The organism is Phenylobacterium sp. (assembly GCF_024508875.1).
In the GTDB taxonomy this organism is placed as follows: domain Bacteria; phylum Pseudomonadota; class Alphaproteobacteria; order Caulobacterales; family Caulobacteraceae; genus Phenylobacterium.
Genome location: NZ_JANINU010000333.1, coordinates 1 through 18,025 on the forward strand (window position 1 = coordinate 1; position 18,025 = coordinate 18,025).

The 18,025-nt window shown below is 70.2% G+C and carries 25 protein-coding genes; 12 read left to right on the forward strand and 13 right to left on the reverse strand.

All coding sequences use genetic code 11. The features are described 5' to 3' along the window. Positions 1-516, reverse strand: a 516-nt coding sequence (locus Q0L11_RS21940; RefSeq protein WP_296600133.1) for a cytochrome b N-terminal domain-containing protein, incomplete at its 3' end; no start/stop codon positions are given. A gap of 5 nt (positions 517-521) precedes the next feature. Next, positions 522-1,076 carry a ubiquinol-cytochrome c reductase iron-sulfur subunit gene (gene petA, locus Q0L11_RS21945; RefSeq protein WP_296600135.1) on the reverse strand — a complete coding sequence of 185 codons (555 nt, stop codon included), beginning with the start codon at positions 1,074-1,076 and terminating at the stop codon, positions 522-524. 203 nt (positions 1,077-1,279) lie between these two features. On the opposite strand from petA, the gene Q0L11_RS21950 reads away from it, so the two are divergent. The 5 genes from Q0L11_RS21950 (at position 1,280) to Q0L11_RS21970 (ending at position 4,621) form a co-directional block, all read left to right on the forward strand. Continuing rightward, the gene (locus Q0L11_RS21950) at positions 1,280-1,759 is read left to right on the forward strand and encodes a tRNA (cytidine(34)-2'-O)-methyltransferase (RefSeq protein ID WP_296600136.1); all 480 of its coding nucleotides are present in this window, start codon (positions 1,280-1,282) and stop codon (positions 1,757-1,759) included. After that, positions 1,756-2,634 carry an oxygen-dependent coproporphyrinogen oxidase gene (gene hemF, locus Q0L11_RS21955; protein WP_296600137.1) on the forward strand — a complete coding sequence of 293 codons (879 nt, stop codon included), beginning with the start codon at positions 1,756-1,758 and terminating at the stop codon, positions 2,632-2,634. Before Q0L11_RS21950 ends, hemF begins: the two co-directional genes overlap by 4 nt. Further along, the gene (locus tag Q0L11_RS21960; protein WP_296600138.1) at positions 2,635-3,465 is read left to right on the forward strand and encodes a ChbG/HpnK family deacetylase; all 831 of its coding nucleotides are present in this window, start codon (positions 2,635-2,637) and stop codon (positions 3,463-3,465) included. Continuing rightward, positions 3,465-4,064 carry a GNAT family N-acetyltransferase gene (locus tag Q0L11_RS21965; protein ID WP_296600139.1) on the forward strand — a complete coding sequence of 200 codons (600 nt, stop codon included), beginning with the start codon at positions 3,465-3,467 and terminating at the stop codon, positions 4,062-4,064. The genes Q0L11_RS21960 and Q0L11_RS21965 overlap by 1 nt, the downstream gene beginning before the upstream one ends. Positions 4,065-4,189: 125 nt before the next feature. Beyond that, positions 4,190-4,621, forward strand: a complete 432-nt coding sequence (locus tag Q0L11_RS21970; protein ID WP_296600141.1) for a response regulator — start codon at positions 4,190-4,192, stop codon at positions 4,619-4,621. Between the two features lie 3 nt (positions 4,622-4,624). Here the strand turns inward: Q0L11_RS21970 and Q0L11_RS21975 are convergent, their stop codons facing one another. The 7 genes from Q0L11_RS21975 to Q0L11_RS22005 all read right to left on the reverse strand — a co-directional run bounded on the left by Q0L11_RS21975 (position 4,625) and on the right by Q0L11_RS22005 (position 9,359). Further along, entirely contained in the window at positions 4,625-5,305 is a 681-nt protein-coding gene (locus Q0L11_RS21975; RefSeq protein ID WP_296600142.1) for a PEPxxWA-CTERM sorting domain-containing protein, read from the reverse strand. A 126-nt stretch (positions 5,306-5,431) separates the two neighbouring features. After that, positions 5,432-6,127 (reverse strand): type 1 glutamine amidotransferase, encoded by a 696-nt coding sequence (locus Q0L11_RS21980; RefSeq protein WP_296600143.1) that lies wholly within the window; start codon positions 6,125-6,127, stop codon positions 5,432-5,434. After that, the gene (locus Q0L11_RS21985) at positions 6,124-7,374 is read right to left on the reverse strand and encodes a CCA tRNA nucleotidyltransferase (RefSeq protein ID WP_296600144.1); all 1,251 of its coding nucleotides are present in this window, start codon (positions 7,372-7,374) and stop codon (positions 6,124-6,126) included. Before Q0L11_RS21985 ends, Q0L11_RS21980 begins: the two co-directional genes overlap by 4 nt. Then, a complete protein-coding gene (locus tag Q0L11_RS21990; protein WP_296600146.1) occupies positions 7,371-7,634 on the reverse strand; it encodes a hypothetical protein in 264 nt (87 codons plus the stop codon). The genes Q0L11_RS21985 and Q0L11_RS21990 overlap by 4 nt, the downstream gene beginning before the upstream one ends. Then, the gene (locus Q0L11_RS21995) at positions 7,627-8,274 is read right to left on the reverse strand and encodes a CoA pyrophosphatase (RefSeq protein ID WP_296600147.1); all 648 of its coding nucleotides are present in this window, start codon (positions 8,272-8,274) and stop codon (positions 7,627-7,629) included. Before Q0L11_RS21995 ends, Q0L11_RS21990 begins: the two co-directional genes overlap by 8 nt. Then, the gene (locus Q0L11_RS22000) at positions 8,271-8,837 is read right to left on the reverse strand and encodes a DUF1285 domain-containing protein (protein WP_296600148.1); all 567 of its coding nucleotides are present in this window, start codon (positions 8,835-8,837) and stop codon (positions 8,271-8,273) included. The genes Q0L11_RS21995 and Q0L11_RS22000 overlap by 4 nt, the downstream gene beginning before the upstream one ends. Before the next feature lie 78 nt (positions 8,838-8,915). Then, positions 8,916-9,359: a hypothetical protein gene (locus Q0L11_RS22005; protein WP_296600150.1), complete on the reverse strand. Its 444-nt coding sequence runs from the start codon at positions 9,357-9,359 to the stop codon at positions 8,916-8,918. Positions 9,360-9,491: 132 nt separating this feature from the next. Between Q0L11_RS22005 and Q0L11_RS22010 the strand changes: the two genes are divergently transcribed. Then, positions 9,492-10,274: a hypothetical protein gene (locus tag Q0L11_RS22010; RefSeq protein ID WP_296600151.1), complete on the forward strand. Its 783-nt coding sequence runs from the start codon at positions 9,492-9,494 to the stop codon at positions 10,272-10,274. Positions 10,275-10,280: 6 nt separating this feature from the next. Here the strand turns inward: Q0L11_RS22010 and Q0L11_RS22015 are convergent, their stop codons facing one another. After that, entirely contained in the window at positions 10,281-10,781 is a 501-nt protein-coding gene (locus Q0L11_RS22015; protein WP_296600152.1) for a GNAT family N-acetyltransferase, read from the reverse strand. Positions 10,782-10,991: 210 nt separating this feature from the next. On the opposite strand from Q0L11_RS22015, the gene Q0L11_RS22020 reads away from it, so the two are divergent. From Q0L11_RS22020 to Q0L11_RS22040, 5 genes are all read left to right on the forward strand, one after another. Beyond that, positions 10,992-12,251 carry an MFS transporter gene (locus Q0L11_RS22020; RefSeq protein WP_296600153.1) on the forward strand — a complete coding sequence of 420 codons (1,260 nt, stop codon included), beginning with the start codon at positions 10,992-10,994 and terminating at the stop codon, positions 12,249-12,251. Positions 12,252-12,293: 42 nt separating this feature from the next. Continuing rightward, entirely contained in the window at positions 12,294-13,226 is a 933-nt protein-coding gene (locus Q0L11_RS22025; protein ID WP_296600154.1) for an SDR family NAD(P)-dependent oxidoreductase, read from the forward strand. 137 nt (positions 13,227-13,363) lie between these two features. Continuing rightward, positions 13,364-13,696 (forward strand): hypothetical protein, encoded by a 333-nt coding sequence (locus tag Q0L11_RS22030; RefSeq protein ID WP_296600155.1) that lies wholly within the window; start codon positions 13,364-13,366, stop codon positions 13,694-13,696. A gap of 48 nt (positions 13,697-13,744) precedes the next feature. Further along, a complete protein-coding gene (aroC, locus tag Q0L11_RS22035; protein WP_296600157.1) occupies positions 13,745-14,875 on the forward strand; it encodes a chorismate synthase in 1,131 nt (376 codons plus the stop codon). A 191-nt stretch (positions 14,876-15,066) separates the two neighbouring features. Beyond that, positions 15,067-15,567: a response regulator gene (locus Q0L11_RS22040; RefSeq protein WP_296600159.1), complete on the forward strand. Its 501-nt coding sequence runs from the start codon at positions 15,067-15,069 to the stop codon at positions 15,565-15,567. Between the two features lie 9 nt (positions 15,568-15,576). Here Q0L11_RS22040 and Q0L11_RS22045 read toward each other — a convergent pair whose 3' ends face one another. From Q0L11_RS22045 to queC, 3 genes are read right to left on the reverse strand one after another with little or no spacing between them, the layout of a single operon-like run. Further along, complete coding sequence (locus Q0L11_RS22045) at positions 15,577-15,948, reverse strand: 6-carboxytetrahydropterin synthase (protein WP_296600161.1); 372 nt, start codon at positions 15,946-15,948, stop codon at positions 15,577-15,579. 35 nt (positions 15,949-15,983) lie between these two features. Continuing rightward, the gene (queE, locus tag Q0L11_RS22050) at positions 15,984-16,616 is read right to left on the reverse strand and encodes a 7-carboxy-7-deazaguanine synthase (protein WP_296600162.1); all 633 of its coding nucleotides are present in this window, start codon (positions 16,614-16,616) and stop codon (positions 15,984-15,986) included. Next, on the reverse strand, positions 16,613-17,338 hold the full coding sequence (gene queC / locus Q0L11_RS22055) for a 7-cyano-7-deazaguanine synthase QueC (protein ID WP_296600164.1): 726 nt from the start codon (positions 17,336-17,338) through the stop codon (positions 16,613-16,615). The genes queE and queC overlap by 4 nt, the downstream gene beginning before the upstream one ends. Positions 17,339-17,573: 235 nt before the next feature. On the opposite strand from queC, the gene Q0L11_RS22060 reads away from it, so the two are divergent. After that, positions 17,574-18,025, forward strand: a 452-nt coding sequence (locus Q0L11_RS22060) for a TonB-dependent receptor plug domain-containing protein (RefSeq protein WP_296600166.1), incomplete at its 3' end; no start/stop codon positions are given.

The window sequence follows — 18,025 nt, forward strand, 5'->3', positions numbered from 1 at the left end:
GCCGATGATCGGCAGGGCGCCGAACAGGTTGGTGATCACGACGGCGCCGTGGAAGCTCATCTGGCCCCAGGGCAGCACGTAGCCGATGAAGGCCGTGGCCATCATGGCGAGGTAGATCAGGCAGCCCAGGATCCACAGCACCTCGCGCGGGGCCTTGTACGACCCGTAGTAGAGGTTGCGGATGATGTGCAGGTAGACCGCCAGGAAGAACATCGAGGCGCCGTTGGCGTGCATGTAGCGGATCAGCCAACCGTAGTTGACGTCGCGCATGATGCGTTCGACCGAGGCGAAGGCGTAGTCGACGTGCGGCACGTAGTGCATCGCGAGCACGATGCCGGTCACAAGCTGGATGCCCAGCATGAGCGCCAGAATGCCGCCGAAGGTCCACCAGTAGTTGAGGTTCTTCGGGGTCGGGAAGCTGATGGCCGTGTCGTACGCGAAGCGCACGATGGGAAGGCGGGTGTCGAGCCAGCGCTCGATGCCGGTCTTCGGCTCGTAGGTGGAATGTCCGCTCATCAGGCTCAGCCCACCTTGATCTTGGTGTCGGAGAGGAAGACGTAGTCCGGCACCACCAGGTTCTTCGGCGCGGGACCCTTACGGATGCGGCCGGACGTGTCGTAGTGCGAACCGTGGCAGGGGCAGAACCAACCGCCGTAGTCGCCGCCGCCCACCGTGGGCACGCAGCCCAGGTGGGTGCAGGTGCCGACCAGGATCAGCCATTCGGCCTTGCCGGGCTTGTGGCGGCTCTCGTCGGTGGCCGGGTCGCGCAGTTGCGCGTGGTCGTCCTTGACGGCCGCGGCGATCTGGTCCGGCGTGCGGTTGCGCACGAACAGCGGCTTGCCGCGCCACTTCACGACCACTTGCTGGCCCGCCGCGACCTTGGACAGGTCGAACTCGATCGAGGCCAGGGCCAGCGTGTCGCCGGCCGGGTTCATCTGGTCGACCAGCGGCCAGGCCAGCGCCGCGACGGCGCCAACGGCCGCCGCACCGGCGGCGATATGGATGAAGTCGCGACGGCTCGGGTCATCGCCCGGAGCGTGCGGGTCGGGAGTTGCGCCCACGACGGTGTCGGCCACCTTGAAGCTACCCTTCGATAGAGCCCTCGCGACGCGCCGGAGGGCCTTAAAGCTTGCGGCCTCGCCAGATGTCTGGCGGCAGGCCTTTTACGGAAGCGGTCGGGGGCCGGGCACGTTACACGGAGGAATGCGAACGAAGCGTCCGCTCACCCGTGATTCGTGCCCCTGCGCCCCGGCCACGCCCGATCGCGAGAGGCCTTAGAATGCGTTTGGCCCTTTTTCAACCGGACATTCCGCAAAACCTGGGCGCCGCGATCCGGCTCGCCGCCTGCCTGGGCGTTCCGCTGGACGTGATCGAGCCCTGCGGCTTCGCCTTGAGCGACGCCGCGATCCGCCGCGCGGCGATGGATTACGAGGGCATCGCGCAGGTCACGCGCCACGCCGGCTGGGACGTTTTCCGCGGCGATGCGGCGCAGCCTGGACGCCTGGTCCTGTTCACCACGCGCGGCGCGACGCCCTTCCACGACTTCGCGTTCGCCCCGTCCGACGTGCTGCTGTTCGGACGCGAAAGCGCCGGCGTGCCCGAGGCGGTGCACGCCGCGGCGGACGCACGGCTTCTCATCCCGATGGCCCCCGGCGCGCGCTCGCTGAACCTGGTGACCGCCGCGACGCTGGCGCTCGGCGAAGCATTGCGGCAGATCAAGGCCTTTCCGGCCGCCCCTGAGACAGACCTGCCCGCATGAACACCCTGCCTCCCGAGATCCTCGAACGCCGCGGCCGCGCCAAGGAATGGTTCGAAAACCTGCAGCAGCGCATCTGCGCCGAGCTGGAGCGGCTGGAGGACGAGGCCTCGCCGGAGCTGTATCCCGAGCCTGCCGGCCGCTTCGAGATGAAGCCGTGGACCCGCGAGACCGGTGTCGGCGGCGGGACCGGCGCGTTCCTGCGCGGACGGCTGTTCGAGAAGGCGGCGGTGCACACCTCGGCCGCCACGGCGCGGTTCTCCCCCGAGATGGCGGCGCAGATGCCGGGCGCCGACAAGGACCCGTCCTACGTCTCGGCGAGCATCAGCCTGATCGTACACCCGCGCAGCCCACGGGTGCCGACCGTGCACATGAACACCCGCTTCCTCTCCACGGCCGAAAGCTGGTTCGGCGGCGGCGCGGACCTGACGCCCATGCTGGACGAACAGCGCAGCCAGGACGCCGACGACGCCCGGCTGTTCCACGCCGCGATGAAGGGCGCCTGCGACCCGTTCGACCCCGAATGGCACCCGAAATACAAGGCCTGGTGCGACGAGTACTTCTTCCTGCCGCACCGGAACGAGCCGCGGGGCATCGGCGGCATCTTCTACGACCGTCACAACACCGGCGACTTCGAGAAGGACTTCGGGTTCACCCGGGCGGTGGGCGAGGCGTTCCTGGACGTCTATCCGAAGATCGTCCGCCACCGGATGAGCGAGCCGTGGGGCGAAGCCGAGCGCACGGAGCAACTGGTGCGACGCGGTCGGTACGTCGAGTTCAACCTGCTCTACGACCGCGGCACGATGTTCGGCCTGAAGGCGGGCGGCAACATCGAGACGATCCTGTCGTCCATGCCGCCGATGACGGCCTGGCCCTGAATGGCGGGCCTCGGCGAGCGCCTGGGCTACGGGCCTGACGCCAAACTGCTGATCGTCAACTGCGACGACCTCGGCTCCAGCGCGTCGGCCAACCGGGCGACGGCGCGGGCCCATGCGGCAGGGACGGCGACCAGCGCGACCCTCATGGTCCCCTGCCCCTGGGCGCTGGACGGGGTGCGGTCGTTCGGCGGCGGGATCGGCGTGCACCTGACGCTGACCTGCGAGTACCCGACCTATCGCTGGCGCGCGCTGACCGGGGCGGCGTCGCTGCACGACGCGAGCGGCTACATGCCGGCGACGGCCCAGGCGGTGTGGGACCGGGCCGACCTCGGCGACGTGGCCGCCGAGTGCCGCGCGCAGATCGACCAGGCGCTGGCCTGGGGCGTGGATGTCACCCACCTCGACGCGCACATGGGCACGATGCAGATCGACCGGCGCTACTTCGAGCTCTTCGTCGAACTGACGGTCGAATACGACCTGCCGCTGAGGATGTTCGGCGCGCGGGCCGAGGCCGAGCTGGGCTTTCCCGGGCGCGCCATGGCGGCGGAACGGGGCCTCGTCTTCCCGGACCAGATGACCAGCACCTGGGGCCGGCCGGCGAAGGCGGCTTTCGCCGACATCCTGGCCCGGCTGAAACCCGGCGTGACCGAGGTCTATGTCCATCCCGTCGAGGACGGACCGGAACTACGCGCCTACGACCCAGACCATCCGCAGATCCGCGTCGACGACCTGGCGGCGCTGACCGATCCCGAGCTGCCGGGGATGATCGCGGCGGCGGGCGCGACGCTGATCGACTTCGCGCCGCTGCGCGCGCTGCAGCGGGTGCGGTGATGGCCGAGATCCGCCGTTGCCGTCCCTCCGACCTCGACGCGCTGCACGACATCTGCCTGCGCACCGGCGACAACGGCGCGGACGGCCGCCACCTGTATGAGGACCCACGGATCATCGGCGAGATCTACGCTGCGCCGTACGCGACGCTGGAGCCGGACTACGCCTTCGTCGCCGAAGACGACGAGGGTGTCGCGGGCTACATCCTGGGAACGCCCGACACCCGGGCGTTCGAGGCGCGCTGCGAGGCCGATTGGTGGCCGGCCCTGCGTGAGCGGTACGCCGACCCGGCCGACACCCCGACCGGGCAGCGCACCCGCGACAAGTGGGACGCCTACCACATCCATCATCCGCCGCAGGTCCCGCAGCCGGTCGTGGACGCGGCGCCCGCCCACCTGCACATCGACCTGCTGCCCCGGCTGCAGGGGCAAGGCGTCGGACGGGCGTTGATGGACACCTGGCTGGCGAGCGTGGGCGGGCGGGCGCACCTGGGCTGCCAGTCGGCGAACCTGCGGGCGCAGCGGTTCTACGGACGCTACGGCTGGCGGCGGCTGGAGGGTGTCGGCCCGAAATCGGTGGTCTGGATGACCTACGGCGTCTAGCGCTTGCCCGCGCATGCCGTTGCGCCAACGCGTCGCGGCGCAATGGCGGTCACCATCTGTTAACCCTGATGTCGTCCAGCAGAGCTTGGACACGCCGCCGGACACGGGCGGCCAGGGAAGTTTCGATGGGTTCCGCGTGCCAGGTCAGCTTCGATGTCGCGCCCGCGCCGCCAAGGGCGTTGCGGGTGCTGGCGGTGGACGACGCGCCGATGAACCTGGAGCTCATGGCCGCGATGCTCGAGGCGGTGGGCTACGAACTGGACTTCGCGGCCAACGGCGCCGAAGCGGTGGAGATGGCCCAGGCGCGCGACTACGACCTGATCCTGATGGACCTGCAGATGCCGGTGATGGACGGGGCGACCGCCACCCGCCGTATCCGCGCCTCGGACGGGCCCAACACCGCCACGCCGATCCTCGCCGTCACCGGCTCAACCCAGCCGCAGCAGGTGGACGCCTGCCGCGAGGCGGGAATGGACGACCACATCGCCAAGCCGGTCGGCGTGCAGGACCTGATCGTGAAGGCCGCCCAGTGGACCGGGCGCCGGCGCGTCGCCTGAACCTCAGGCGGTAGCCGACCGCCGCGCCCGCAGCGCGGAGCCGGCCAGGCCGAACCCCAGGATCATCAGCGCCCAGGCCGCGGGTTCCGGCACGGGCGCGCCGGACGGGCCGAGATATTCCACGGTCAGTCCGCCCACCGAGAAGTCGGTCTCGGCCAGCAGCTCGCCGTAGTCATTGGGCTTATACAGCCGCAGCGTCCCTCCGCCGCCGGCATAGGCCATGAAGGGCGTCGCGAGGTCGCCCGGCGCGTCCGGGTGGTAGGCGGTGACCTGGAACTCGCTGGCCACGTTGCCGGGCGTGTCCTGGCGGCCGTACAGCCAGGTCCATTCGCCGGCGTAGGAGTTGGCGTAGCCGTAGTAGGACAGGTCCAGGTCGTAGCTCGCGTCGCCGATGGTGATCGAGGCCGACAGGATCGGGCTGTCCGTGCCGTACTGGCCACCGCCGAAGCGAGTGTCCTGCCCAGGGCTGACGATCGGCATGCCCAGCTCGGTATCGTAGGTGAAGGTCACCACGACGGGTTTGTAGGCGAGGCTCCCGCCCGGCGTCCCGAACAGGCCCGCGTAGTCGTAGCCGCCGAAGTCGGTGGCGCCATAGAAGGTGGCCATCATCACCGCCGCGGACGCCGGTGACGCGGCGAGGACAGCCGCGCCGAGGCCGGCGGCCAGCAAACCCGAAACACGCATTGAAGAGCCCCACCTCAACAATTGACACTATTCGTGCCTTTACAATCGGAAGAAAGGGCGCGGTCAAGCTTTCTCGCGGATAAGGCGAGTTGAAGACATCAACGAAGGGAAGGCCGTCGCGGCGCGTCAGCTCGCGAGGAACGTCTTGATCCAGCCGCCGACGCGGGCGCGGTCGTCGGGTCGGCCGTAGCTGGCGATGGCGCGATCGGCTTCGTCGTCGGAATAGACCGTGCCACGGCGCGCCTCGATGAGGGCCTTGGCGTAGTCCGGCAGGAACTCGGGATGCAGTTGCATCGAGATGGCCGGCTGATCGCGCCAGGCAAGCGCGCCCAGCGGGGTGAAATCGCTGGCGGCGATGACGTCGGCGTTCGGCGGCAGTTCGACCACCTGGTCCTGGTGCGACGCCGGCAGCCGGATCGTGGAGGCGTCGTCCATCCACGACTCGCGGGAGAGCACGCGGTACTCGTTCTCGCCGATCGCCCAGCCCTTGGGCGATTTGATCACCCGCCCACCGAACGCCTGGGCCATGGCCTGGTGGCCGAAGCAGACACCGACCAGCTTCGCACGGCCCTTCGCGGCCCGCAGCCAGTCCAGCAGCCGGGCGATCCAGGGATCGTCCTCGTAGACGCCGGCGGCCGAGCCGGTGACGATGTAGGCGGCGCAGTCCCCGGGAGCCTCCGGATATTCGCCCTCGTCGGCGGCGTAGACGCGCCAGTCGTAGGCGTCCCAGCCCAGGAGGGCCTGGAACATGTCGGGATAGGTTCCGAACTGCGGGATGGCGGGCCTTGGCGGGCGGCCGGCCTTGAGGATGCCGACCTTCAATAGACCATCCCCTGGGCCACGGCCTTGAGCTTCTCGATCACGGACAGCTTGTCGTCGAGGAAGTCGTTGTCGATCCACCAGGCCTCGACCTCGCGCATCACCTCGCCCACCAGCGGTCCCTTGGGCACGCCGGCATTCATGACCTCCTGGCCGGTCAGCGGCAGCGCGGGCGGCGTCCAGCCCTCGGCGAGGGCGATCAGGCCGCGCCACTGCATCGTCGTGGCCGTGCGGGGTGAGCGGGCCCAGGCGAGGATCGCCCGGTCGCGGAACGTGGCCCGGCCGGCGCGATAGACCTCTCGGCGGATCTCCCGCGGGCTCATCCAGCTCTTGAGTATGGGCGTGGGCGACAGGGCCGCCACGACGCGGTCGCGATCGGCGTTCGAGAGGCGCAGGCGCTCGGCCAGCCGGCCCGCCGCGAGCTGGTCGTCGGGCAGCAGGGCCGCGAGGCGCAGGACGGGGTCGCAGGTGAAGAGCTGGTCGGTCTCGATTTCCACCAGGGCGTCGAGGCGGTCGAGATCGCCCGGCCCCTTCAGCACCACGTCCAGCACGCCGGCCTGGGCCATCAGGCGCACGGCAGGGCGCGGGTCGTCGGCGGCCAGGAGCTTGAGCATTTCCTTGGAGACCCGCTCGGCCGACAGGCCCTCGACTCCATCCTTGAGGGCGGTGCAGGCGGCGACCGCGGCGGCGTCGGGCGGCGCCTTTCCGAACCAGGCGTAGAAGCGGAAGTAGCGAAGGTTGCGCAGGTGGTCCTCGCGCAGCCGCTGTTCGGCGTCGCCCACGAAGACGATGCGCCCCGCGCGGGCGTCGGCGACACCGTGACCGGTGGGATCGAAGATGGTCCCGTCGCGCCGGGCGTAGAGGGCGTTGAGGGTGAAGTCGCGCCGCTGGGCGTCCTGCTCCCAATCGTCGGTGAAGGCCACGGTGGCGCGGCGGCCGTCGGTGCTGACGTCGCGTCGCAGGGTGGTGATCTCGTAGGGGCGATGGTTGGAGATCGCCGTCACCGTGCCATGGTCGATGCCCGTGGGCACGGCGCGCAGGCTGGCCTTGGCCAGCGCGCGGGTGACGCTGTCCGGGGTCAGGGTGGTGGCGATGTCGATGTCGTCGATGCCGCGGCCGACGAGGGCGTTGCGCACGCAGCCGCCGACGAAGCGAGCGCAATCGGCGCCGCCCTCCGCTTCGAGCGCGTCGAACACGGCCTGGGTTTCAGGCGCCGTGATCCAGTGGGGTTGGCCCAGGCTGTCGGTCATCGTTTCTCGAAATAGCCTTCGGTGACGTGGCCGTCCGGGCGCGCCTCGCCCGGCACATACCGCTCGCCGCGATGATCCGTACGGAACGCCACGCTGGCCATCAAGGAGACGCCGACCACGGCGGCGGCGGCGGCGATCAGCCAGGGCCAGGGCGTGGAGCCCATCGGCCGCCCGGTGCGTCGCGCCCAGGCCGCCCAGAGGAACCAGAGCACGAAGGGGATCGCCGCCAGCGCCCCGCGGATCAGCACCTGCCTAAGCAAGCGCCGCCCCGTAGAGGCGTTCGTACAGCGCCCGCAGGATGCCGGCGGTGGCGCCCCAGATGTACCGCTCATCGTGGGTGGTGGCGTAGAAGCGGCGCTTCTCGCCCGTGGGCAGCTCGCGCTCGTGCTCCTGGTAGTTGGCGAGATCCATCAGGAAGCTGAACGGGGTCTCGAAGATATCGGCCACCTCGTGCGGGTTGGGCCGCAGCTCGAAGCCCGCACGCACGACGCCCACCACCGGGGTGATGAGGTAGCCGGTGCCGGTCTGGTAGGGCGTCGAAAGGCCAAGCAGGTTCACGAACTGCGGTTCGAGGCCCACCTCCTCGTGCGCCTCGCGCAGGGCCGCCTGCCAGGGCTTCTCGCCGGGGTCGACGCGGCCGCCGGGCAGCGCCACCTGGCCCGTGTGCTTGCGCAGGGTGTCGGAGCGGCGGGTGAGGAGGACCGTGGGGCCCGGCTCGCGCTCCACCAGCCCGATGAGCACGGCGGCGGGGGTGAGTTGGTCCGCCTCGACGCCGCTCCAGCCGCCGGGGGTGAGGTCGAAGTCCGACCGGCGCGGGCCGCCGGCGACCGCGTCGTCCGCCAGCGGGTCGAGGTGTTCGGCGATCCAGTCGCCGAGGTTCTGCGGCAGGGCCAGGCTCATGCGGCGTGCGCCTCGGGCGGCGCCACCGGGAACCACGCGCCGTTCGACGCGACGCCCAGGACTTCGCCCTCCGGCGTGCGGCGCGCCTCGGCCATCTCGGCCAGCTCGTAGAACACCGGCCGGGCGATGAGGGCCTCCAGGCCGCGGCGGACGTGGACATAGGGGCGCGGCTCGCCGGCCGGGGAGATCTCGACGCGGATGGGATTGTCCGGGCCCGCCTCCACCTCGTCGCCGACGTTGGTGGTGAAACGCAGGGCGTCGCCGTCGCGATCGACGCGGACGGCGACGAAGGGGGCGTCCTCGACGGTGATCCTCATCTTCTCGACCGGCGTGACGAGCCAGTAGCCGTCCGGATCCTTGCGCAGGACGGTGGAGAACAGCCGGACCAGGGCCTCGCGGTTGATCTGGGCCCCCTCGTGCAGCCAGCGGCCGTCGCGCTTGATGACGATGTCGATCTCGCCGCAGTGGGCGGGGTTCCACAGGTGCACGGGCGGTAGGCCGCGGCCCGGGGCCTGCTTGGCCGCCTGGGCGAGGGTGTCGAGGCTCTGGGGCCGGTTCGTCATCCCCGAAAGGTAGGCGGGGGGCGGAGTCGGCTCAAGCGCGGGGGCGTCGCCGGCCCGCAGAGACGAAAGCGATATCGCCTAGCGGGTGAAGACGACCCGGTTCAGCGGGCCGCTGACCGCGCCCCAGGTCTCGACCCAGCTGACTTCAAAATCTGGCGCCCATTCGAGCGCCGCGCCGCCACCGGTGGCGTAGGCGAACAGGCCCTCGCGTACGGCCTCGGCCATCGCCTCGGCGTCGACGTCGACGCCCATTGCGCGCCGATCCTCGGCCATCCGCTGAATATAGGGCCAAAGAGTCGGGCGGCTCAGCCGGTGCGCGACAGGCGCCGGCCATGGTTCGCGGCACCACTTGGGGTGCGAGATCACGCGAGCCTCGGTCACGAGCGGAAAGGCGAACGACATGTCGCCAACGAGGTCGACCACCTTCACCCACGGTCCGTCGTCCCGCCATGTGTAGTCGTGCTCGATACGCAGGCCGACCCCCTCGTCGACGGCCGCGTGATCGCTGTAGGTGAAGGCCATGCGCAGCAGTCCTCGTCGCTTCGCTTGCGAGGCTATCCGCGGCAGGGTTCAGGAAGGGTTCGCAAGCGGCGCCGTCGGCTAGCCGCGCACCACCGTTCGCGCTACGGTGTTCATCGTCGGGGGAAGATTGAAATGGCCACTATCGCTGACGGACTACCCGCGCCCGGTCGTCGCGACGACGGCTTCTTCATGGGCGGCGCGATTGTTATGACGCTGGTGATCGTCGCCGGCTTCTCGGTCCAACTCGCCGCGGGCCGGTCCAGCTTTTCGGCGCCGCTGCTCGTCCATGCGCACGCGATCGTGTTCATGGGCTGGGTCACGATCTACCTGCTCCAGAACGCCTTCGCAGCGACGGACCGCCTGGCGCTCCACCGCCGCCTCGGCTGGCTGGCGGCGGCGTGGATGGTCCCGATGCTGGTGCTGGGCTGCGCCGTGACAGTGGCCATGATCCGTCGCGGCGGCGTGCCGTTCTTCTTCAAGCCGCTGCAGTTCCTGGTCTTCGATCCGGTGTCTCTGTTCGCCTTCATGGGCCTGACGACGGCAGCGATCGCGCTGCGCCGGCAGACCGACTGGCATCGGCGGCTGCATTTCTGCGCCATGGCGATGCTGCTGGGCCCCGGGTTCGGCCGGCTGCTGCCCATGCCGCTCATCGCGCCGTGGGCCTGGGAGGCGACCATGGCCGCCGGCCTGCTCTTCCCGCTGGCCGGGATGGCGATGGACCTGCGCCGCAGCGGCCGCGTGCATCCGGCCTGGGGCTGGGGCGTCGCCGCGATGCTGGTGTCGGTGGTGGTGGTCGAGGGTGTCACCTACAGCCCGGTCGGCGAGGCGCTTTACCGGGCTGTCGCCGCGGGATCGCCTGGCGCCGCCGTCGCGCCGCTGGACTTCCCGCCGCCGCCTGGGCCGCCGCCCGCCTGACGCCGGCTAGCGCGCGCGGACCGGCCCCGAGAGCTCGGGGCCCGCGAAGGTGCGCGAGAGGACGCGCCGGGCGTCCACCGGCCCCGGCAGAGTGACGCCGGGCGCGATGGCGAAGCCGACGCGCTGGAAATAGGGCAGGTCGCCGACCAGGAGGACGGCCGGCTCGCCTGCCGCCTCGCTGGCCTCGCAGGCGCGCTCGACGAGCTGGGCTCCGAGACCGTGGCGACGCTCGCTCTCCTCGACGGCCAGCGGACCCAGGAAGACCACCGGCTGATCGCCAACGTTCACCCGCCACATCCGCACTACGCCGACGACCTTGCCGGCCTCGATGGCGCAGAAGCTGAGCTCGGGGGCGAAGTCGGCGAACTCGCGAACGCGTTCGGAAACCTTGGCAAAGCGGCCGGGCCCGAAGGCGCGGTTCAGCAGGGCCTCGATCTCGGCGCCGTGCGCGGGGGCTTCATTGACGAAGAAGAGCTCCGGCGGAGGCCGGACAGGCTGAAGGGACATGGGCGAACTCTGGATGCGGGAGACGACGTTTCCGCGTCGGGCCCCGGGGCCGGACGGCGGCATGGGTTCTGGTGGCTTACGCCAGCGGACGTCGTCGCATCTGAGAGGCCCTCCGGGCCGTTGGCAGAGGCGGCGCACATAGGACCAACGTCCTGGCGCGTCAACGCCATTGCGACACGGTGCGGCTTTAGGGCAGGGTCCGCCCCGTCGATGTCAGAGCCCTCCCCGCCCGACGAGCCCGTCCCTTCCGCCCGCGCCCTGCTGAAGGAGCGCGACTACCTGCTGTTCTGGGGCACCCGCTGGACGGGCAGCTTCGCGAGCCAGATCCAGAGCGTGGCCATGGGGTGGCAGATGTACGCCCTGGCCCGCCTGGAGCGCTCGGTAGAGGAGAGCGCCTTCCTGGTCGGGATGATCGGGCTGGCCGCCTTCGTGCCCGTGTTCCTGCTGACCCTGCCGGCCGGCGAGGCGGCCGACCGCTACGACCGCAAGAAGGTGCTGCTGCTCTGCCTGACCGGCGAGATCGTCAGCGTGCTGACGCTCGCGGTGGCGACCGTGAACGGCTACGCCTCCCCCGCCCTCCTGCTGGTGATCGCGACCTTGTTCGGCGCCAGCCGCGCGTTCTTCGCCCCGGCCAACACGGCGCTTGGGCCCATGCTGGTGCCGCGCAAGCTGCTGCCGCGCGCGATCGCCTGGAATTCGCTGGCGTGGCAGACGGCGTCGATCGCCGGACCTGCGGCGGCCGGGCTGCTGGTCGCGCGGTCGGCGGAGACGGCCTATTTCACAACGTTCGCACTGTACGGCCTGTCGGCGGTGCTGGTCGCCAGCATCCGCGGCAACGCCAAGCCCGAGGTAAAGCCCGGCTCGCGCTGGCAACTCGTCAAGGAGGGGCTGGCGTACGTCTGGCGCCAGAAGATCGTCTTCGGCGCGATCTCCCTGGACCTGTTCGCCGTGCTGCTGGGCGGAGCGACCGCCCTGCTTCCGGTCTTCGCCCGCGATGTGCTGCACGTGGGGCCGGAGGGGTTCGGCCTGCTGAGGGCGGGGCCGGCCATGGGCGCGACGGCGGTGGCGCTGTGGCTCGCGGCCAATCCGATCCGCAGCAAGGCGGGCCTGTTCATGTTCGGCGGCGTGGCGGTGTTCGGCGCCGCCACGGTGGTGTTCGGGCTCTCCCAGTCGCTCTGGCTTTCGGTCGGGGCGCTGGCGGTGCTGGGCGGCGCCGACATGCTGAGCGTCTACGTGCGCCAGACGCTGGTGCAGCTCGTGACGCCGGACCACATGCGCGGACGCGTGGCCTCGGTCTCCTCCGTGTTCATCGGGGCGTCCAACGAGCTGGGCGAGTTCGAGAGCGGGATCGTGGCCCGCCTGCTGGGCCCGGTCGGCGCGGCCGTGTTCGGCGGCGTGGGGGCCGTGATCGTCACCGCGATCTGGGCCAGGCTGTTCCCCGACTTGCGCCGGGCCGACCGCCTCGAATAACTGTCGGCCCATTCCGATTTTTCAATTTTAAGGGAGAACGTCATGGGCGCACTGGAAGGACGCGTCGTCCTGGTCACGGGCGGCGGCAACGGCATCGGACGCGACTGCGCGCTGATCGCGGCGCAGGAAGGCGCCAAGGTGATCGTGAACGACCTGGGCGGCGGCCTGAAGGGCGAGGACGAGGGGTCTGCAGGGCCGGCCGAAGCGGTGGCCGCCGAGATCCGCGCCCGGGGCGGCGAGGCGGTCTCGAACTCCGACAGCGTCACCAGCCTGAAGGCGGTGGAAGGCATGGTCGAGCAGGCCATGGACACGTTCGGCGGCCTGCATGCCGTGATCAACCCGGCCGGCATCCTGCGCGACGTGATGTTCCACAAGATGACCGAGGCCGAGTGGGACGCGGTGATCGAGGTGCACATGCGCGGCTCGTTCAACGTGGCGCGGGCCACGATCGAGCACTTCCGCAACCAGAACGACGGCGCGTACATGTTCTTCACGTCGACGTCGGGCCTGTTCGGCAACATCGGCCAGGCCAATTACGGCGCGGCCAAGATGGGCATCGCGGGCCTGAGCCGGATCATCGCCATGGAAGGCGCCCGCAACAACGTTCGCTCGAACTGCGTGGCGCCGGTGGCGTGGACGCGCATGACCCAGTCGGTGCCCGTGAAGGACGAGGCCGCCGCGGCCCGGCGCGCGGTGATGGCCGAGAAGGTCCGCGCCGACCAGCCGGCCCGCTTCTCGGTGGCCATGGTCTCGCCGGCCGCGGCGCACGTGTCGGGCCAGATCTTCGGCTCGTCGGGCGAGAACATCATCCTCTACAGCCAGCCGCGGCCCATCGTGACCTGCACGAAGGAAGAGGGCTGGACGGTGCAGACCATCCTGGATGAGGCGGTGCCGGAAATGGCCCCCAAGTTCTTCGACCTGAACCGCGGCCCGCTGCCGGGCGCGCAGAACACCGCGCAGAAGCAGCCGGCTTAGGCGCCTAATCCCGCGACGCGGGCGAAAGCGAGATAGGGGGCGGCGGGGGCGACTCCGCCGCCCCATTTTCTTTGCGCGGCGCGATTCATCGACCCGCTCGCGCCGAAGTTGGCGCCGGGGTTGCGTGGTTTGGTCGCATGAGCTCCGGCTTGACCTATACTGGCGCAATCGCCCGAGGACTGGCCTACCCGCCGGCCCCGCCGCCCCCCGCGGCGGATCAGGCGTATGTGTCGGCCGCGAGGCTCGCGGCGCCGGTCTCGAACCCGGCCGAAGCCCGGGAGCAGACGCGCGACCAGATCATGGCCGAGCAGGGTGTTGACCCGGTCAGCCTGTTCCGGCTGGGCGCCCAGGACCGCCTCCGCGCCGAGACGGCCATCATGGTCGAGACGGCGCTGCGCGACCTCAAGGCGCAGAACCAGCAGCGGGCCGACGTCCGGGCCGCCGGGACGCTCATCGACCTGCGCGTCTGAGCGTTTAGGTTCCCAGCGGCGGAGGTTCCGGGCTAGAGAGCCTTCGCCATGTCGCACAATACCTTCGGACATCTCTTCCGCGTGACCACCTGGGGCGAAAGCCACGGGCCGGCGCTGGGCTGCGTGGTCGACGGCTGCCCGCCCGGCGTCCCGCTGACCGAGGCCGACATCCAGCCGTGGCTGGACCGCCGCCGTCCCGGCCAAGGCAAGTTCGTCACCCAGCGGCAGGAGCCGGACGCGGTTCGCATCCTGTCGGGCGTGTTTCAGGACGACCGGACCACGGAGGCGTTTGGCGGCCAGGTCACCACCGGCACGCCGATCTCGCTGATGATCGAGAACGTCGACCAGCGCAGCAAGGACTACTCGGAGATCGCCCAGGCGTTCCGGCCCGGCCATGCGGACTATGCCTACTTCGCCAAGTACGGCGTGCGCGACTACCGCGGCGGCGGCCGGGCCTCGGCGCGGGAGACGGCGGCGCGGGTGGCCGCCGGCGCGGTGGCGCGGAAGATCCTGGCGGGCGTGACCATCCGCGGCGCGGTGGTGCAGATCGGCCCCCACGCGGTGGACCCCGGGAAGATCGATTTCGACGCCACCGCCGAAAACCAGTTCTGGGCGCCGGATCCGGCCATCGTACCGGTTTGGGAGGCGCATCTGGAGACGGTGCGCAAGGCCGGCTCGTCCACCGGCGCGGTGGTGGCGGTGGAAGCGACCGGCGTTCCGGCCGGCTGGGGCGCGCCGCTGTACGGCAAGCTGGACGCCGAGCTGGCGGCCGCGCTGATGTCGATCAACGCCGCCAAGGGCGTGGAGATCGGCGCGGGCTTCGCCTCGGCCGCGCTCTCCGGCGAAGAGAACGCCGACGAGATGCGGATGGGCAACGACGGCCCGAGCTTCCTATCGAACAAGGCGGGCGGCGTGCTGGGGGGAATCTCGACCGGCCAGGCCGTCACCGCACGGGTGGCGTTCAAGCCGACGTCGTCGATCCTTTCGCTGCGCCAGAGCGTCAACGAGGCGGGGATGGAGGTCGACCTTCGCACGAAAGGCCGGCACGACCCCTGCGTGGGCATCCGCGCCGTGCCGGTCGTGGAGGCCATGGTCGCCTGCGTGCTGGCCGACGCCTTCCTGCGCCACCGGGCCCAAACAGGCGGCGGCGCGTTCCGCCCGGGACCATCCGGGGGTTGAGCCCGACGTACCGGCCACTACCGCGCCGGGAGCTCAAGCCGTTGATCGGCTGGGGATTTATTTCAAGTAACTCCGATACGGCGTTGACCGCGCCGCGCGGCGCATCCTACTCCCGACGAATTCGGAGCTTTCAGGGCCGAAACCCATTTTTTGTGGACGCCCCCGTCACAGTGAGCCGGTAGGATCGCCGCGTGCGTTACGACCTCCTGAAGATCCTGCTGGTGGACGACAACCACTACATGCGGGTGCTCCTGGCGGAGATCCTGCGCGCGATCGGCGTGCACTACATCTACGAGGCCAACGACGGGGCCGAGGGCCTGCAGATGATGCGGGACCACGCCATCGACGTGGTGATGACCGACCTGTCGATGCAGCCGCTCGACGGCATCGACTTCGTGCGGCTGCTGCGCAATTCGCCCGACAGTCCGAACCCGATGGCGCCGGTGATCATGGTGACGGGCCACTCCACCTTCGCGCGGGTGAACGAGGCGCGCGACGCCGGCGTGAGCGAGTTCCTGGCCAAGCCGCTGACCGCGCGCGGGGTGATCGAACGGCTGCACCAGGCGATCGAGCATCCGCGCTCGTTCGTGCGCACGGGCGACTACTTCGGCCCGGACCGGCGCCGACGCAACGACCCGAACTACAGGGGGCCTCGCCGCAGGGCCGCCGACACCGAGAAGCAGGCGGGATAGCGCCTGGCCTCAGAGGCTGAGGGCGCAGCTTTCGCCGATGGTGGGGCGGGAGACGACGATGCGCGACAGGCCCGGGAACTTCACCTGCAGGCGCTCGGCGAAATAGAGGCAGATGTGCTCGAGGGTGGGCCGCTCCAGGCCCGGCTTCTCGTTCAGCAGGCTGTGGTCCAGCTCGCCCGCGACGCCCTTCAGCGCGGTCTCGAGGTCGGCGAGGTCGGCCACCCAGCCCACCGGCTCCTGCGGACGGCCTCGGACGGTGGCCTCAACCCGGAACGAATGGCCATGCAGGTTGCGGTAGGGCCGGTGTTCGGGCCCCTCGGCAAGGTAGTGGGCCGCATCGAACGTCGCGGCCTTGGTGATCTCGAAGGTCGGTTGGGTCATCGCAAATCTGAGGGGCGCCGAGGCCGCTGTGGGCCTCAGGCAATGCCGAGGTATTTGTGGGTTTGGACGCTTAAACGCCAGCGAGGGTGTTCGAGGCAATAGGCGATCGCCGCCTGCGTGTTCGCGACGCGGTCTGGACCGTCCATCGGCTGGAGCAGGAAACGCTCGAAATCCAGGTGCTCGAAACGCTCCGGCCGGGCCCTGTCCTGCGGGAAGACCAGCTTCAGCTCCTGGCCGTGCGTCTGCACCACCGGCGCGTCGGCCTTGGGGCTGACACAGATCCAGTCGATGCCTTCCGGGACAGGCAGCGTGCCGTTGGTCTCCAAGGCGACCGAGAAGCCGCGGGCGTGCAGGGCGGCGATGAGCGCCGCGTCCACCTGCAGCAGCGGCTCGCCCCCGGTGAGCACGGTGAGGCGGTCGTCGGCGCCGCCCTTCCAGGCCGCCTGGATCGCATCGGCCAGGGCGTCGGCGTCTGGAAAGCGGCCGCCGCCCTCGCCGTCCATGCCCACGAAGTCGGTGTCGCAGAAGGTGCAGACGGCCTTGTCGCGGTCGCGCTCCAGCCCGCTCCACAGGTTGCAGCCGGAGAAGCGGCAGAACACAGCCGGCCGGCCGGCCTGGCCGCCCTCGCCCTGCAGCGTGAGGAAGATCTCCTTGACCGCGTAGCTCATGCGGCGACCTCGGGCCGCCCATCCGCGTCCCAGGCTTCAAAGCCGCGCCGGCGCAGCTCGCAGGCCGGACAGGTTCCGCAGCCATGGCCCCAGGGGTGCAGGGCGCCGCGCTCGCCGAGATAGCAGGTATGGCTCTCCTCGACGGTGATCGCCACAAGCGGCTCGCCGCCCAGGCCCTTGGCCAGGCCCCAGGTCTGCGCCTTCGTCAGCCACATCAGCGGCGTCTCGATCCGGAAAGCGCGCTCCATGCCGAGGTTGAGCGCGGTCTCCATGGCGTCGAGGGTGGCACGCCGGCAGTCGGGATAGCCGGAGAAATCGGTCTCGCACATGCCGCCCACCAGGGCGGTGAGGCCGCGCCGGTCGGCGAGTGCGGCGGCGTAGGTCAGGAACACGAGGTTGCGGCCGGGCACGAAGGTGGACGGCAGCCCCCGGTCGGTGATCTCGATGGCGCGCTCGGAGGTCATGGCCGTCTCGCCGAGGGCGCCGAAGCTGCGGATGTCCAGCATGTGGTCTTCGCCGAGGCGCGGGGCCCAGTCGGGGAATTCGCGGGCGACCCGGGCGCGGACGGCCTGGCGCGCCTCCAGCTCGACCGCGTGGCGCTGGCCGTAGTCGAAGCCGACGGTCTCGACACGGGCGTAGCGCCGCAGCGCCCAGGCGAGGCACGCGGTCGAATCCTGGCCGCCGGAGAAGAGCACGAGAGCGCTGTCGGTCATCGGTCCCATATGGTGGGAAAGCGGGTTTCAGGGAAGCGACGCTAGGGAAGCTTCGGTGTTCCGGGCGCCACACACCCTTAGCAATCCCTTACGGCGTCTAGGCTTCCGTTGACAGTTCGTCGCAGGGGGTTGAGCTTGGCCTACGCTGAACGGGGGGCCGCGCCGCCTCCCCGCAGGCTTACGCTGAAGCGGCGTGACGGCGATCACGGGCCATCAAGAGTCCGGGCGCCCTGGGAGGAACAATATGAGAGATACCCGCACTCTTCGGAGTTTGCTGGCTGCTGGCGTCTGCGCCACAGCGCTCACTGGGGTCGCCCTTCCGGCGATGGCCCAGACCGCCGCCGGTGGCGGCGGACAGTCGAACGTCATCGAGGAACTGGTCGTCACCGCGCAGCGGAAGGAGGAAGCCCTCCAGGACGTCCCGATCGCCGTCTCGGCGTTCGACCAGAACGCCCTCGAGAAATCCAAGATCGACGGCGGCCCCAACCTGGTGCTGGCCGTGCCGAACGTGAACTTCTCCAAGGGGAACTTCACCGGCTACAACTTCCAGATCCGCGGCATCGGCTCGAAGCTGGTGGCCGGTTCGGGCGACGCCGGCACCGGCATCCACCTGAACAACGCCCCGCTGATCGCCAACAACCTGTTCGAGACCGAGTTCTACGACGTCGAGCGGGTGGAAGTGCTGCGCGGCCCGCA